Raw genomic sequence first — 16064 nt, 5'->3', positions numbered from 1 at the left:
TTTACCTAGATTTCAGCGTTGCGGTGCCGGTATCGGCGCCTCTGTCCATGTGTTACTGCTGCGGCGCCCGGTTGGGCCCCCCTGCCCCCTGTGTTGAATCCAAGGCATGAAACCGAACTTCGCCCTCAATCTCTCGCATGACGGTATCGGACTGCTTCACCGCGGTAAAAGCGGCTGGGAGCTGGTGGGCGAAGTGGCGCTGGACGCGCCCGATTTCGGCGAACGCCTGACCGCGCTGCGGCGCGCGGCGAAATCCCGTGCGCCCGAGGGGGTGACCTCGAAGATCGTCGTTCCGGCATCGCAGATCCTTTATACCGAAGTCGAGGCCCCCGGCCCGCAATCGGCGGTGCGGCGCAAGCAGATCGCCGCGGCGCTGGAGGGGATGACCCCCTACGAGGTCGCGGAGCTGGTCTTCGACTGGTCCGGTCAGGGAGAGGTGGTGCAGGTCGCCGTCGTCGCCCGCGAGACACTGGCCGAGGCCGAGGCCTTTGCGGATGACTGCGGGTTCTGCCCGGTCTCCTTCGTGGCGGCCCCCGATCCCGCGTCTTTCGACGGCGAGCCGTGGTTCGGCATTACCTCGATGGCACCCGCGCATCTGCCGCAGGGCGCACGGATCGAACGCGACGAGGCGGCGCTGCCGCTGAACCTGATTCTGGGCAGTGTCGCGACAGCCGCGCCGACCGAAGCCGCAGAAGACATTCCGGCGCCGGAACTGCACCTGCCGCCCGCGGTGGCGCAGGCCCCCGAACCCGCCCCCGCCCCAATTCCCGAACCGATGCCGGAACAGGCTCCCGTCGTCGAGGTCGCGCCCGAACCTGTCGCAGAGCAGCTTTACGAGGCGCCCCCCGTTGCCGCAGAGGCGGAACCGGTCGAAGCGCCCGAGACCACCGTGCTCGCACCCGCAAACGAGGCTGAGCCTGTCACAGAGGCCGTGCCCCCCGTTGCGGAAGATCCGCCCGCACTCCCCCCCGCCGCGCAGAATGTCCCCGAGGCAGAAGCACAAGCCGAGGTGGTGGCGGAGCAGCCTGCCGAAGCCCCGACCCCGGCAATAGCTGCGCGCGAAAGCGCCGAGTTGCTGGCGGCGCTTGATGGGGACCGGCCGAGCGGCTTCGACACCGTCCCGTCCTCGACGATCACAATGACCGACACCGCCGCGGCAAGTGTCCCCGCCCGCGACGAGGCGGCGCGCAAACCGCTGCCCGGAGCGGCGCGTCCGGGGGCGCAGGGCAAGGGCCGTCCGGGTGGACAGGCGGGCGCACGTCAAGGTCAGGGCGGGCAAAAACCCGTCCAGCGCAAGCCGCTGGAAGCCGGGGCCGAACGTCCCGGTGCCGCGAGCCTTGGCGCAACCGAGCCGCGGATCGAAGCACCGCGCGCCCCGCAGCAATCGACCCCGCAGCAGCCGAATCCGATGCTTGCGGCGCGCGACAGCGAGGCCGCGGCCGACAAGCTGCAAAAGGTGGTCGAGGACAGCCGTCGTCTGGCGGCTCTGGGCACTGCCGCTCTGGGCGCAACCGCGGGCAAGGTGATCGCCAAGGCGCAGGACATGCGCCCGAAGGTCGAAATCCCGAGCCGCAGCCCCGCACCGGGTCAACCCGAGGTGATCCCCTCGACCGCGCGCGGCAAGACCGTCATCGGCGGACGCGAGGCGGACAAGATCGGCGGCAAACCGAAATACATGGGCGTCTCGCTGGTGGGGGGGCTGGTGGCCTTCCTCGTCATTGCCGCGCTGTGGTCGAGCTTCCTGATCGAGCCGGAAACGACGACGCCTGCGAGCAGCCCCGAGACCGCCAGCGCGCCGCCGACGACGACAGCTCCGGCCACAGCGCCGCTCGCGGCGATGCAGGACGCGCCAGCGATGAGCCTTTCGGATGCCGAGGCAAAGGCGCAGGCGGCGCAGAAACCGACCCCGCCCGCGGCCCCGCCTGCCGCCACCCCGCCCGAGGCAACGCCTGCGCCGCAAGCGACCGTGTCGACATCGCAGGTGACGCTGCCCGATTTGCCGAAACTGCCGCCGGTCTCCACGAAGCCGACTGAAAAGCCCGCGCTGCCGACCGCCGCCGCGCCGAGCGTTGCGGCCACTCCCGAAACGGCGCCCGCCGCACCGCCGGTGGCCGAAGCGCCGGTCGCCAATCCGACGAAAAACGGCACGCTGACCGCCGACGGCATCACGCTTTTCGAAGGCGCTCCGCCGTCGAAGTCGAAACCGCGCCCGGCCTCTGTCAGCCGCGCGGCCGAGAGAGCCGCCGCGGCAGCGACAGCGGCCGAGACCCCGGCCGTCGATCCGGCGCTGAAGAAAGCCCGTCCGAAAGCCCGCCCGACCTCGGTCGAAAGCGCTGCGGCGAAAGCGGCGGCCACGCCTGAGCCGACCCCGACCCCGGATCAGACGACGCCCGCGGCGAACCCTGATGATGGCGCGTTGCTCGCCCCCGGACTTTCGCCCGATCTTGCGGCGGTGCTCAACCGCGCACAGCCGAAGCCGCGCCCGGCCTCGGTGGAGAAACAGGCCGAAGTCGCCATGACGAAAGCCGCCGAAGACGCGAAGCTGGCGGCCGAGGCCAAGGCGGCAGAAGAGGCCGGGCTGGCCTCGTCCCGACGTCCGCTGTCGCGGCCGCGGGAGTTGCAGACCGCGGCGCAGACGGCGCTGGCCGCGGCGATTGCCGCCGAACCCGCGCCTGCGGTCCGCGTTGCGGCCGCTCCGGAGCCCCTCCCCGTCGTCACCCCCGCTCCGACGACGCCTGTGCGCAGGAAACCTTCGCCGCCCCCCGAACCGACGGTCATCGCCAGCCCCGATGTGGAAACCGGCGAGGTCGAATCCGCCCCGGTTTCGTTGCGGGGGCCGACCGCTGCCTCTGTCGCGCGCGAGGCGACGCAGAAAAATGCCCTCGATCTGAGCAAGATCTCCCTGATCGGTCTTTACGGCAACCCGAACAACCGGCGCGCGCTGGTGCGGATGCCGAACGGCCGTTTCTTCAAGCTGCAAGTTGGCGACCGGATCGACGGCGGACAGGTCACCGCGATCGGCGACAACCAGATGACTTATCAAAAAGGCAGCCGTCCGATCACGCTCAAACTGCTCAAGGGCGGTTGAGCCGTTCACATCCGGTAACAGGGCTGAAACCTCGGGCTTTTGCGCTTGGCGCAAAAGCCCTTTCTCGTTAGGCTTACCCCATCCCCCGCGTTTGACGCCCAACCGCGCTGCCCCGCAGCCGGAGCGTCCTTGTTTGAATGAGATTGCATGGAAAGCTTCCTGCTTCAGGCCACGCTTTATCTTGTCGCCATGGTTGTGGCGGTGCCATTGGCCACACGGGCGGGTTTGGGCTCGGTGCTGGGATATCTGATCGCCGGGGTGATCATCGGCCCCTGCCTTGGGCTGGTGCAGGGCGAGGCACATGATCTGCAGCATTTTGCCGAATTCGGCGTGGTGATGATGCTGTTCCTGATCGGGCTTGAGCTGGATCCGAAGGCGCTCTGGTCGATGCGGGACAAGCTTGTGGGTCTGGGCGGGCTGCAGGTGCTGATCACCACCGTCGTCGTGGCCATCGTGGCGCTGGCGGTGGGACAGCCGCCGCGGGGCGCGATTGCGCTGGGGGCGATCCTGTCGTTGTCCTCGACCGCGATCGTGGTGCAGATGCTGACGGAAAAGCGGTTGATGCAGACGGCGGGCGGGCGGTCTGCCTTTGCGGTGCTGCTGACACAGGATATCGCGGTGATCCCGATGCTGGCGCTCTTGCCGCTGCTCGCCCTGCCCGGGGCGCGCGAACTGGCCCGGGCCGAGGCTTCGGGCCATGGCGCCACCGCCTTCATGGAATCCCTGCCCGCCTGGGGAATGACGCTGGTGACGCTCGCCGCAGTCGTGCTGGTGGTGGGGATCGGCCATTTCCTTGTCCAGCCGCTGTTTCGCTTCGTGCAGGGCTCGAAGCTGCGCGAGATCCACACTGCCGTGGCATTGATGCTGGTCGTCGGCATCGCCTCGCTGATGAACCTTGTCGGGCTGTCGCCGGCGCTTGGGACCTTCCTTGCGGGCGTGGTGCTGGCCGATTCCGAATTCAAGCATGAGCTGGAAAGCAGTCTTGAGCCCTTCAAGGGTCTCTTGATGGGGCTTTTCTTCATCGCCGTCGGCGCGGGCATCGACCTTGAGGTGTTCTATGCCGGGCCGCTGAAGATCATCGCGCTGGTGCTGGGGCTTGTGGCGCTGAAATCGGCGGTGCTTTACGGGCTTGCGCGGCTCTTCGGGCTTCTGGGCACCGACCGCTGGCTCTTCACCTTCGGGCTGGCGCAGGCGGGGGAATTCTCGTTGGTGCTCGTGTCCTTTGCGACGATGCAACGGATCTTGCCGCAGGAGACCGCGGAAAAGGCGCTTCTGGTCATCGCGCTGTCGATGCTGCTGTCGCCGATGCTGTTCCTGCTGCACGAGCGGCTGTCACGGAAGACCAAGCCCGATGCCCGCCCCGATCCCGACAAGATCGACGAGGAACAGCCGATCATCATCGCGGGCGCGGGGCGCTTTGGTCAGGTGGTGAACCGGATGGTGACGATGTCGGGCTTTCGCACCACCGTGCTCGATGCCGATCTGAAGACGGTGCAGACGCTGCGCACTTTCGGCTTCAAGGCCTGGTATGGTGACCCCGCGCAGCCGCAGCTGCTGGCCGCCGCCGGGCTGAGCCGTGCGCGCGTGCTGGTGGCGGCGCTTGACGACAAGGAGGCGACGAACCGGCTGGTGGCCTATGCCCGCAAGGAACGGCCCGACCTGCACATCATCGCCCGCGCCCGCGACCGCTATCACGTCTACGATCTTTACGCCGCGGGTGCCGATGACATCGTGCGCGAGATGTTCGACAGCTCCTGCCGGGCAGCGCGCTATGTGCTGGAAAATGTGGGCCTCAGCGAGTTCGAGGCGCATGAGCTGGAACGGTTGTTCTGGAAGCTGGACCGCGCCGCGGTGCGCGATCTGGCCGAGGTCTGGAAGCCGGGCGTCGAGGCCGAGAAGAACGCCGAATATGTCGAGCGGGTGAAGGCGCTGAACACCGAATTCGAGGCGCAGATGCTGGCCCATTTCACCGAACGGCGGCGGGAGTCCGATGCCCAGGGCAAGGCGCCGCAGGACCGCGACGTGATCGAAGAGGGCTGAGCCCCTCCCCGTTCCGCCAACCCGGTGCGCCAAACGAAAACGGGCCCCCGCGGGGGCCCGTTTCCTGTCTGCAAAGGCAAAGCTCAGGCAGCGCGGCCGACCAGAACCTCGTCGACCTTCTTCGCGGCCCCGGCTTCGTCAGTGCCCGAAACCGCCGCCACTTCACGGGTCAGCCGCTCCAGCGCGGCTTCGTAAAGCTGGCGTTCCGAATAGGATTGTTCCCGCTGATCGTCGGCGCGGTGCAGGTCGCGCACCACCTCGGCGATCGACAGCAGGTCACCCGAATTGATCTTTTGCTCGTATTCCTGAGCCCGGCGCGACCACATCGCCCGTTTGACCTTGGCCTTGCCCTTCAGGGTTTCGAGCGCCTTGGTCACGACGTCGGGGCTCGACAGGCCGCGCATACCGATATCCACCGCCTTGTGGGTGGGAACGCGGAGCGTCATCTTGTCCTTTTCGAACGAGATCACGAACAGTTCCAGCCGCAGCCCGGCGATTTCCTGTTCCTCGATCGAGATGATCTTGCCGACACCATGAGCCGGATACACAACGAAATCGTCCGGACGGAATTCGGTCTTCTTCATTTTGGTCATTCAGTCGCTTCCTTGCACCCGGTTACGGCCCCCTCACGGTCAAAAAGAAACACGCGGCACGAAAGGTGCAGCAGTGTCCGGACTTTCACGTGAGAATTCCCGACAGACGAGCAGTTCTGTGCGGGGAGGTGGGGCGTTCTCCTTTGTAACGACTTTATAGCACAAAAATCAGCCGATTCATAGCTTCGCACAGGGGAACATGCGCGTGAACAGCCGGAATTTGATGATGAATCCGCGTTTTGCCCTAGTCTTGTGGGCTGCCTGACAGCGACGAATCGGCGCAGGGAAAGTTCAGACACAAACTCCGCCCTTCAAGGGCAGAGTCGACAGCCAGCCGTTTTGCGAAACGACTCAGCCGGAAGGGGCGGGACGCGCTTGCGTCCCCCCCATGAGCGCCGCGATCAGTCGCCGGTGCCAGGATTCGGCGAGAAGTATTTCTCGCGTTTGCCGGTCTCGCCGTCGAATTTCTTGTGATCCGGCAGCGGGTCTTTCTTGATCGTGATGACCGGCCATTGGCTCGCATAGGTGCGGTTGAACTCGACCCAGTCCTCCATGCCCGGCTCGGTGTCCGGACGGATCGCGTCGGCCGGGCATTCCGGTTCGCAGACCCCGCAGTCGATGCATTCGTCGGGATGGATCACCAGCGTGTTCTCGCCTTCGTAGAAGCAGTCCACCGGGCAGACTTCCACACAGTCGGTATATTTGCAGGCGATGCAGTTGTCGGTGACGACATAGGTCATTCTTTTAACCCCAATCTTTGGCGCAGGGTTTTCCTAGCCCTCCGGCGACGATCAATCAAGAGCAGGAGATATACAAAAACCGGGTGCGGCGAAGTGCCGGGGGGCGAATGCACGCTTCGGATCGGGCGGAACAGGAAAGGCACCGCCTTTCCCCGCCCGCAGTACAACCGAGGCAACAGGACCGTTTCCATCAAGCGCACCAGAGGCCGACGCCTGCCCCGGCGGGCGAGAAGCGCCCGCCGGGGCAGGCGCTGGCCGAGGGCGGGGCAGGCGCTGGCCGAGTGCCTTTGGGCCCTCGGCGGTCACGGGGCTGATGCTGCGCGTGACCTCGGCGATGGCCTCGGTCATGGCACCTTGGTCAACCCTCCGCCGCCGCCCCGATCAGCTCGTAGAGCGTCGCGGCCTCGGGCGCGGGTCCGCGGCGTGTGCCACAGGCCAGGATGCGCAGCACGCGCGCCTCGCCGCCCAAAACCAGCGTCAGCACGTCCCCAGGGCCGACGGCGCGGCCCGGTTTCTCGGTCTTCTGCCCGTTCACCCGAACCCGGCCCGCGGCGACCAGATCAACAGCCAAGGCGCGGCTCTTTACGAACCGCGCCTGCCAGAGCCATTTGTCGATGCGGATGCGATCCCCGTCAGACAAGGATCAAAGCTTGCCCTTGAGCCCCATCAGCGCGGCGGCAAACGGGTTGTCGGGATCGATCGGCTTGTCTTTCTTCGGCGGATGGGCCTCGAAACCGCGGCTGCGGTCATCCTGACCCGGCTTGCCCTTGCCGTAGGGCTTGCCGCCCTTGGGTTTGTCGCCGAACTTGCGTTCACCGCGCGGACCATCCTCGTCGCGATGCCGCGGCTTGCCGCCCTCGGACCGCTTCTCGCCGCCCTTGTGTTCGCCCCCGCGATGTTCGCCACCCTTATGCGGACGATCGCCGCCCTTGTGCTCGCCGCCGCGATGCTCGCGCGGGCCACGATGACCCTCGCCACCGCCTTCGCGCGGTTCGCGACGCGGGCCACGCTCGGCGCGCGGACGCGGCGCCCAGGCGAAGGTGTAGAAGGTTTCCATCTCGACCGGAGCCGCTTCGACCTCGGCCTGCGCCTCGGCGATGGGCGAGGCTTCCTCGGGGATCGGATTGTCCGACCCGGCCTCGGGCGCCGCCACTTCGACGACGGGCTTCGCCTTTTCGCGCTCGCCCTTGTCGGCGCGATAGCCAAGACCGCCCATCAGATCGGCGAATTGTTCCAGCGTCATGCCGGTGATCGACAGCATGTCCGGCGTGGCTTCAAAGCCCGCCTTGCTGTCTTGCGTGCGCAGCATGTCGGCAAGACGCTCGAGCATGTCGATGCGGATCGCCCGCACGCCCGCCGGGCGGTAGCCCGAGAGCGTATAGGCCGAGACCGGCACTTCCGCGATATAGGGGATCGTCACCAGACCGGGCGGCGGGCTTTCCGGGAACTCCGAGAGCCCTTCCCAGAGCGAGGCCAGCACCAGACGCAGCCGGGTCGGCGCGGGTTTCAGCAGCAGTTGCTGGAAGATCGTGTACTGGCCAAAGCGAACGCCATGCTTGCGCAGCGCGCCGCGGGCTTCCTGATCCAGCTCCTTGACCTCGTTTGCCACGCCTTCGCGCGGCAGGATGCCCATATGCTCGACCAGACGGAAGGCGAAGCCGCGGGCGAGCCCGGTCAGCGCCTCGTCCCGGCTCATCGCCAGAAGCGGCTCGAACAGCGCAGCCACCTTGCGGTCGATGAAATGTTGCAGACGGCGACGGACCTTTTCGGCAACCTCGGGACCGGCTTCCTCGTCGACGAAGGGCTCGACCGAGGGTTTGAGCGGATCGGCACCCTTCACGAGCTTGCCCACCGCGTAGGTGCCCCACATCAGGCCCCCCCCTGCTCGGTGAAATCCATCTCGGTGTCGGGGGCGTTGTAGAAGCGGTCGGACCGCAGGCTGAATTCGGGCTTCAGCGCCTCATAGGCGGCCTTCGCCAGCATTTTCGCCTCGTCGGGCGAGGACGTCGTGTCCTGCCGGAAGCGGAACCCCTCAAGACGGCCGGCGAATTCGCCTTCGACCATCACTTCGCCCTTGTCGTTCACCTCGGCCACGAGGGTCTCCTTCTGCTTGAGCCGCCGCAGCAGAACACTGGTGCGCCGGTCCACAAATCGTTGGGTCAGAGCGCCATGCAGCGCGTCCGACAGGCGGTCTTCTACAGCGCGAGTCTCCTCGCGCCAATGGGTTTCGTCATCCACCCACCCTTTGCGCTGCGCAACATAGGTCCAAGTGCGGATGAAGGCGAGACGTTTCGACAAAGTGTCGATATCGCCCGAGGTCCGGTCAATGCGTTCGATCTGGGATTTCAGCCAGTCCGAAGGCACGCCCTTGCCCGTCTGCAAAAAGCCGAAGATGCGCGCCAGAAGCGTGGCATGTTCGGTCTCGGAAATCGAGCGAAAATCGGGGATACGGCAGGTATCCCACAAGAGACGCACATCCGCAGGCGCGCGCACGCGGTCGCGGATCTCGGGCATTTCGGAAAGCGCCTTCAGCGCGCGCAGGTCGTCGGCCTCGCGGCCACGGCTGAGCCATTCGTTCTGCGGCACCTCTTCGAGCGACTGGATCAGCCGCGGAACGGTGCCGAATTCGAGCCGCGGATTGCGCCATTGCAGCCGCTGGATCGGCGCGAAGCGATGCTCCTCGATCGCCTCGATCACCTCTTCGGGCAGCGGATGCGCCTCGCCGGTGATGCCAAAGGTGCCGTCCTGGGTGTGCCGCCCGGCGCGGCCCGCGATCTGGCCAAGCTCATGCGGGAACAAATGCCGCATCCGCCGCCCGTCGAATTTCGCCGTGGCGGAAAAGGCGACATGTTCGATGTCGAGGTTCAGCCCCATGCCGATCGCATCGGTGGCGACGAGATAATCGACATCGCCGTTTTGATACATGGCGACCTGCGCGTTGCGCGTGCGCGGCGAAAGCGCCCCCATCACCACCGCGGCGCCGCCCTTTTGCCGCCGGATCAACTCGGCGATCGCATACACATTTTCAACCGAAAAGCCGACAATTGCCGCCCTTGGCTTCATCCGACTTATCTTTTTCGAACCTGCCCACGACAATTTCGACAAACGCTCGCGCCGAGCGAATTGCACTTTCGGAACCAGTGCGGCAATCGCGCCCTTCATCGCATCCGAGCCCAGAAACAGCGTCTCATGCAGGCCGCGCATGTAGAGCAGACGCTCGGTGAAGACGTGCCCCCGCTCGGGATCGGCGCAGAGCTGGATCTCGTCGATGGCGACGAAATCGGCGCCGACCTCGGGCATCGCCTCGGTGGTGCAGACCCAGTATTGCGCGCGTTCGGGAACGATCCGCTCCTCGCCCGTCACCAGCGCCACGACCGAGGGGCCGCGCGCCTTGACGATGCGGTCATAGACCTCGCGCGCCAGAAGCCGCAGCGGCAGGCCGATCACCCCGGTGCGGTGCGAGAGCATCCGCTCGATCGCATAATGTGTCTTGCCGGTGTTCGTCGGCCCAAGGACCGCGGTGATCCGCCCCGTCATCGCATTCCTCCTGCAGGCTCACAAGGTGACGCCCGCAAGCTCCTTTTCCAGCCGTGTGATCGAATCCTTCACATCCTGCTGATGCGGGTTCAAGGCGAAAGAGGCGCGAAAGGCCGCCAGAGCCCGGGCTTTGTCGCCCATGTCGGCGAAAATCATCCCCAGACCCGCCAGGGCGCCCCAGTGCCGCGGCTCGAGCTTCAGCACCTGCGCGATATCGGCCATCGCGGGGCCAAGCTGCCCGGCCATGTAATAGGCGGTCGCGCGGGCGTTCCAGCCCTCGGGGAAATCGGGGGCGTGATCGGTGAGCGCGGTCAGATGCTCGATCGCCGCGGGCAAATCGCCCGCATCCATCTCCTCTTCGCCGCGCTTCAGAAGCAGATCCATCGTCGAAGACCCCGACCGCGACCAGGCGCGGCGAATATCCGATTCGGCGGTCTGCCAGCCCTCGTAGGCGGGATCGGCCAGTTCGGAAAACTGCCGTTCCAGCCCCGTGGTCTCGGCCCAGGCCGGAAAACCGAGGTTGACGAAGACGGCAACTGCCGCAACGATACATTTGTCTCTGATCGAAAGCGCCCGCATATACGGAACTCTAACCCATATGCCGCGAAAATCGAGGGGGCGGCGTTCACAATCGGAGGCAACATGAGCAAAGTCATCGAAAAAGCCGTGGAACAACTGGCGGCCAAGCTGCCGAACGGCTTTTCGTCCACGGCAAAATTCGTCATCGAGGGCGAGGGCAGCATCATCTGCGACCCTGATGGCGTGCGCGCGGGCGATGACGCGGCCGAGGTCACGCTGACCTCCGACACCGACACGTTCCGCGGCATGATCGAGGGCACGGTCAACCCGACCATGGCCTTCATGTCGGGCAAGCTGAAGATCGACGGCGCGATGGGCGTGGCGATGCAACTGGGCTCCGCGCTCTCGTGATCGAGGACGCCCCCCTTCACGCCGATCTGGCCGAGGGGCCCGAAGGCGGTCAGGCCATGTGGCTGACCGCCGCCGATGGGGTGCGGCTGCGGCTGACGCTTTGGGGCGGGGGGGCGAAGGGCACGGTGTTCCTGTTTCAGGGCCGGGCCGAATATGCGGAAAAATACGGGCCTGCGGCGGCCGATCTGGCACGCCGCGGCTACAGCACGCTGGTGATCGACTGGCGCGGACAGGGGCTCTCGGACCGGCTGATCGACGATCCGGTCAAGGGCTATGTCGGCGCCTTCAGCGATTATCAGCGCGATGTCGATGCGATGCTGGCGGCGGCGGCGCGGCTCGATCTGCCGCGGCCCTGGGTCGTGCTGGCGCATTCGATGGGCGGCACGATCGCGTTGCGCCGTCTGATGGGGGCGCATCCCTTTGCCGCCGTTGCCTTTTCCGCGCCGATGTGGGGCGTGGGCCTGCCCCGGGTGATCAAACCTTTCGGGGGGCCCCTCGCACGCATGACCGGGGGCAGTCCGCTCGCGCTGGCCTATGCGCCCGGCTGGGGTCCGGTGAGCTTCGTGCATCGCGCCGGGTTTCACGACAATTTCCTGACCAGCGATCCCGACATGTGGTCGATGCTGCTGCGGCAGGTGGCAAAGGCACCGGGGCTCGCCATTGCGGGCGCCTGCCTGCATTGGGTCGCGGAAGCGGTGCTCGAATGCGAGGCTCTCGCCGCCCTGCCCGCGCCCGACCTGCCCTGTTACTGCGCGCTTGGCACGCGGGAAAGGATCGTGCCAAAAGAGCCGATCCGCGCCCGCATGGGCGAGTGGGCGCAGGGGCAACTGGCGCTTTACGACGGCGCCGAGCACGAGGTGATGATGGAAGGCCCCGTGATGCGGGCGCGGTTCTATGACGCCTGCGCCGCGCTGTTTGACGCCCATCGGGGCTGACCGGCCACCCGGGCGGATCAGGAAAGGCATCGCCTTTCCCCCGCCCGCAGCGCCACCGAAGTCAAAAGACCGCTTCCCCAAGCACAGCAGAGGCCGGCGCCAGCCCCGGCGGGCGAGAAGCGCCCGCCGATGGCGGGGCGGGCGCTGGCCGCGGGCCTTTGGGCCCCCGGCGGTCACGGGACAATTGCCCCCGCGTGACCTCGGCGATGGCCTCGGTCATGGCAGTGGGGATAGCCTCAGAGCGTGATCCGCGTAAACCCGTCGCGCAAAGCCTCGGACCAGGCCTGCGACATCGCCGCAAACTGCGCATCGTCCTTTTCGATCCGCTTGCGCAGCCCGACCCGGCAGGCGTCCTTCTCGATCACCGCGAGATCCAGCGGCATGCCCACCGACAGGTTCGAGCGCAACGTCGAATCCATCGACAAAAGCACCGCCTTTTGCGCGTCTTCCAAAGACGTCGCGGGCCGCACCACCCGGTCCAGAATCGGCTTGCCGTATTTGTGCTCGCCGATCTGCAGGAACGGCGTGTCCTCGGTCGCCTCGATGAAATTGCCCTCGGGGTAGACCAGGAACATCCGCATCGTGCCGCCCTTGCGCTGCCCGGCGACGATCATCGAGGCCGACACCGTGACCTTCGAGGCGTTCATCTTGTGATCGATGTCCTGCCGCACACTTGCCAGCGTGTTGCCGATGATCTCGGCCACGGCCAGCATCGTCGGCGCCTGCATGATCGAGGTGTCGGCACTGGTTTCGGGGTGCTCGATCGCCTCGCGCAGCCGGGCAATCGTGGTTTGCGTCACCGAGAGCGAACCCGCGGTGAGGATTGTCACCACCCGCTCGCCCGGGTCCTCGAAGACGAACATTTTGCGATAGGTCGCAATATTGTCGAGCCCCGCATTGGTGCGGGTATCGGACAGAAGAACCATGCCCTGATCGAGCAGCAGGCCCACGCAATAGGTCATCATTCCCCCGGAAAAACAGGCGCCCACATTATTGTTGCACGGCCTCCAAGGCAACCGTGACATCGAGACGCTCGGAACCGTCGCCCTGCGCGATGCCCTTGATCGGCGCCGCCTCGCGCGCATCAAGACCCGAGCCGATGCGGATATACCGCTGATCGGGGCAGCATTCATTGGCCGGATCGAAGCCGATCCAGCCGATGTTTTCCACCCAGATCTCGGCCCAGGCATGGGCGGCCTCGTGGGCCTCGCCATCGTCGCGGGCGAAAAGATAGCCCGAGACATAGCGCGCGGGCATCCCCACGGCGCGGGCCGAGGCGATCAGCGCATGGGCGTGATCCTGACAGACCCCCTCGCCCTGTGCCAACGCCTCGGCGGCGGTGGTATGGGCATGCGTCGTGCCGGGGCGATAGGCGATGGCATCGCTGACCGCGCGCGACAGCCGATGCGCCCGGTCGAGCGGATCTTTCACGCCGTCGGCCGCGGTTTCGGCCAGATCGCGCAGGGCGTGGTCGATCCAGGTGGCCGAGGTTTCGCGCAGATAGGCGAAGGGCGAGACGATCTCGCGATGGCCACGCAGCACGCCCGCGGTGTCGGTGGTCTCGACCTGACCGATGGCGGAAATCGTCACCTCGGTCACCGGGCCGCGCAGCGACCAGCCTTCGACCTTGTCGCCCGCCCCGTCGCGGAAATTGCCACCGCGAAGACCGCCCTCGACCGCGACATCCCAGCGGATCGTCCGCTGCCCGTCAAAGCGCGATGGAAACAGCCGCAAGGATTGCACGGCCCCGCGCATCGGCGCGTCATATTCGTAGGTGGTGACGTGATGGACCGTCAGGATCATCGCGCTTCTCCGCTCAGATAAGCCGCCTGCACCATGTCGGACAATTCGCCGACATCGCGGATGAAGCGGGTCAGGAATTCATGCAGGCCTTCGTCGAAAATTTCCTCGACACGGGTTTCGGCGATCTCGCCCACCAGCGCACGCGCGCGCATCTGCGCCGCGCCGGATTTCTGGTAACCCCTTGCTAAGGCATCCAGATTTTCCATCGCCATGGTGACAGCGGTGACCAGCGACCGTGGCGATTGCGGATTGAGGATCAGGAAATGCGCAATCTTCGCCGCGGTGATCTCGCCACCATAAGCCCAGTGGAAGGCCCGATGCGCCGACAGCGCGCGCAGCAGCGTCTGCCATTGGTAGTTATCAAGGCCGGAGCCGATGAAATCGACCGAGGGCAGAAGGACGTAATATTTCACGTCGATCAGCCGCGCGGTGTTGTCGGCCCGTTCCAGCGCGAAGCCGAGGTTCAGGAAGGCATAGCCGTCGTTGCGCAAAAGCGTCGCGTCGATCGCGCCCCGCACCAGCGCCGCCTGCCGCATCACCCATTCGGTGAGTTCCGTCAGCTCCATTTCCGAGCGCGGCTTGCGCTCGAGCTGGCGCATCTCCTGAAACGCGCCATTCAGCGCATCCCAGACTTGCGAGGTCAGCGCCGTGCGCACGATGCGGGCATTTTCCCGCGCGCGTTCGATGCAACTGGCCACCGACGACGGGTTGTCGCGGTCAAAGAACAGATAGCTTTCGATGTTGCGCTGCACCGGGTCGCCATATTTCTCGGCAAATCCGACCGAGGTGCCAGAGGCCTGCAACAGGCTCTCCCACTCGCTGCGATAGCCATGCCCGGCCGAGGGCATCAGCGCGATGCGGGCGCCCACTTCCAGCAAGCGCGCCATGGTTTCCGCGCGTTCGATGTAACGCGCAATCCAGAACAGGTTTTCAGCGGTCCGGCTCAGCATGCTTTTACTCCGCCAAAACCCAGGTGTCCTTGACCCCGCCGCCCTGAGACGAGTTCACGACCAGCGATCCCTCCTTCAGCGCGACGCGGGTCAGGCCGCCCGGCACCAGTTCGATTTTCTCGCCGACAAGGCAGTAGGGCCGCAGATCGACATGCCGCGGTGCGATGCCTTCCTCGACGAAGGTCGGCGTGGCGGACAGCGCGAGCGTCGGCTGCGCGATGTAGTTTTCCGGATGCGCCTCGATCTTGGCGCGGAACATCTCGATCTGCTCTTTTGTCGATTTCGGCCCGACCAGCATGCCGTAACCGCCCGAGCCGTGCACCTCTTTCACCACCAGCTCGCCCAGGTTTTCAAGCACATACTTGCAATCGTCGGGCTTGGCGCATTGCCAGGTCGGCACGTTGTTCAAAAGCGGCTCTTCGCCCAGATAGAAGCGGATCATCTCGGGCACGAAAGTATAGACCGCCTTGTCATCGGCCACGCCCGCCCCCGGCGCCGAGCAGATCGACACGCCCCCCGAGCGGTAGACATCCATCAGGCCGGGAATGCCCAGCATGGAATCGGGGCGGAAGCAGAGCGGGTCAAGGAAGGCATCATCGATGCGCCGATAGATCACGTCGAGCTTCTTCGGCCCCTCGGTCGTGCGCATCCACACGAAGCCGCCCTCGACGAAAAGATCGGCGCCCTCGACCAGTTCGACGCCCATCAGATCGGCCAGGAAACTGTGTTCGTAATAGGCGCTGTTGTAGTGACCGGGGGTCAGAATGGCGATCGTCGGCTCGCGTTCGCATTTCGCCGGCGCGACCGAGGCGAGCGTGCGGCGAAGCGCATCGGAATAGCCATCGACCGGCTCGATGCGGTTTTCGCGGAACAGCTGCGGGAACATCCGCATCATGATTTCGCGGTTTTCCAGCATGTAGCTGACGCCCGAGGGGGTGCGGCAGTTGTCTTCCAGCACGAAGAACTCATCGGCGCCGGTGCGCACGATGTCGATGCCGACGATATGGGAGTAGATGCCACGCGGCGGGGTGAAGCCCGCCACGGCGCGTTCGAAAGCCTCGTTCTGAAACACCATCCGGGCCGGGATCTTGCCCGCGCGGACGATCTCGGCGCGGCCGTAAACATCGAGCAGAAAGGCGTTCAGCGCCCGCGCCCGTTGCTTGATGCCGCGTTCCAGCTTGCGCCATTCGGCCTGCGTGAAGACGCGGGGGAACATGTCAAAGGGGATGAGCCGGTCCGGATCACCGCCCTCGCCATAGACCGCGAAGGTGATGCCGATGCGGCGGAAAAGCGCCTCTGCCTCGGCCTGTTTCATTGCGCGCAATGCGGCGGGCATCGCCTTGGTCCAGTCTTCAAGCCGCGCATAGGGCTCGCGGACCTGGCCGCCCTCGTACATTTCGTTGAAATAAGTCGTCATGCGTGATTCCCTCGCCCTGATTGAATCCTAG

12 protein-coding genes and 1 pseudogene are annotated in these 16064 nt (G+C 65.8%); 4 read left to right on the top strand and 9 right to left on the bottom strand.

The features are described 5' to 3' along the window. The first annotated feature begins 106 nt into the window (after positions 1-106). Together ACTTAI_RS06405 and ACTTAI_RS06400 are read left to right on the top strand one after the other, a co-directional pair. Entirely contained in the window at positions 107-3088 is a 2982-nt protein-coding gene (locus tag ACTTAI_RS06405; protein ID WP_444454963.1) for a hypothetical protein, read from the top strand. Positions 3089-3235: 147 nt separating this feature from the next. Next, on the top strand, positions 3236-5128 hold the full coding sequence (locus ACTTAI_RS06400) for a cation:proton antiporter domain-containing protein (RefSeq protein WP_444454962.1): 1893 nt from the start codon (positions 3236-3238) through the stop codon (positions 5126-5128). Positions 5129-5211: 83 nt separating this feature from the next. Here the strand turns inward: ACTTAI_RS06400 and ACTTAI_RS06395 are convergent, their stop codons facing one another. The 5 genes and pseudogenes from ACTTAI_RS06395 to ACTTAI_RS06375 all read right to left on the bottom strand — a co-directional run bounded on the left by ACTTAI_RS06395 (position 5212) and on the right by ACTTAI_RS06375 (position 10577). Next, positions 5212-5721: a CarD family transcriptional regulator gene (locus ACTTAI_RS06395; RefSeq protein WP_013068497.1), complete on the bottom strand. Its 510-nt coding sequence runs from the start codon at positions 5719-5721 to the stop codon at positions 5212-5214. Positions 5722-6122: 401 nt separating this feature from the next. Beyond that, a complete protein-coding gene (fdxA, locus tag ACTTAI_RS06390; protein WP_444454961.1) occupies positions 6123-6461 on the bottom strand; it encodes a ferredoxin FdxA in 339 nt (112 codons plus the stop codon). Positions 6462-6819: 358 nt separating this feature from the next. Next, positions 6820-7101, bottom strand: coding sequence for an RNA-binding S4 domain-containing protein (locus tag ACTTAI_RS06385; protein ID WP_444454960.1), 282 nt, complete (start codon positions 7099-7101; stop codon positions 6820-6822). A 3-nt stretch (positions 7102-7104) separates the two neighbouring features. After that, positions 7105-9998, bottom strand: a pseudogene (locus ACTTAI_RS06380) (helicase-related protein). Between the two features lie 18 nt (positions 9999-10016). Beyond that, positions 10017-10577, bottom strand: a complete 561-nt coding sequence (locus ACTTAI_RS06375; protein ID WP_444454959.1) for a tetratricopeptide repeat protein — start codon at positions 10575-10577, stop codon at positions 10017-10019. A 63-nt stretch (positions 10578-10640) separates the two neighbouring features. Between ACTTAI_RS06375 and ACTTAI_RS06370 the strand changes: the two genes are divergently transcribed. Together ACTTAI_RS06370 and ACTTAI_RS06365 are read left to right on the top strand one after the other, a co-directional pair. Beyond that, positions 10641-10928: an SCP2 sterol-binding domain-containing protein gene (locus tag ACTTAI_RS06370; protein WP_110806284.1), complete on the top strand. Its 288-nt coding sequence runs from the start codon at positions 10641-10643 to the stop codon at positions 10926-10928. Then, a complete protein-coding gene (locus ACTTAI_RS06365; protein ID WP_444454958.1) occupies positions 10925-11863 on the top strand; it encodes an alpha/beta hydrolase in 939 nt (312 codons plus the stop codon). The genes ACTTAI_RS06370 and ACTTAI_RS06365 overlap by 4 nt, the downstream gene beginning before the upstream one ends. 236 nt (positions 11864-12099) lie before the next feature. On the opposite strand, the gene ACTTAI_RS06360 is transcribed toward ACTTAI_RS06365, so the two are convergent. From ACTTAI_RS06360 to ACTTAI_RS06345, 4 genes are read right to left on the bottom strand one after another with little or no spacing between them, the layout of a single operon-like run. Next, on the bottom strand, positions 12100-12825 hold the full coding sequence (locus ACTTAI_RS06360) for a peptidase (RefSeq protein ID WP_444454957.1): 726 nt from the start codon (positions 12823-12825) through the stop codon (positions 12100-12102). Between the two features lie 28 nt (positions 12826-12853). Then, positions 12854-13666 carry a transglutaminase family protein gene (locus ACTTAI_RS06355; protein WP_444454956.1) on the bottom strand — a complete coding sequence of 271 codons (813 nt, stop codon included), beginning with the start codon at positions 13664-13666 and terminating at the stop codon, positions 12854-12856. Continuing rightward, positions 13663-14616, bottom strand: a complete 954-nt coding sequence (locus ACTTAI_RS06350; RefSeq protein ID WP_444454955.1) for an alpha-E domain-containing protein — start codon at positions 14614-14616, stop codon at positions 13663-13665. The genes ACTTAI_RS06355 and ACTTAI_RS06350 overlap by 4 nt, the downstream gene beginning before the upstream one ends. A gap of 4 nt (positions 14617-14620) precedes the next feature. Beyond that, a complete protein-coding gene (locus ACTTAI_RS06345) occupies positions 14621-16033 on the bottom strand; it encodes a circularly permuted type 2 ATP-grasp protein (protein WP_444454954.1) in 1413 nt (470 codons plus the stop codon). Positions 16034-16064 lie beyond the last annotated feature (31 nt).

This window comes from Rhodobacter capsulatus, from assembly GCF_052363175.1.
GTDB classification, from domain to species: Bacteria; Pseudomonadota; Alphaproteobacteria; order Rhodobacterales; family Rhodobacteraceae; genus Rhodobacter; species Rhodobacter capsulatus_D.
The sequence above is the reverse complement of the archived record's forward strand: the minus strand, read 5'-3'. Positions and strand labels throughout refer to the sequence as shown.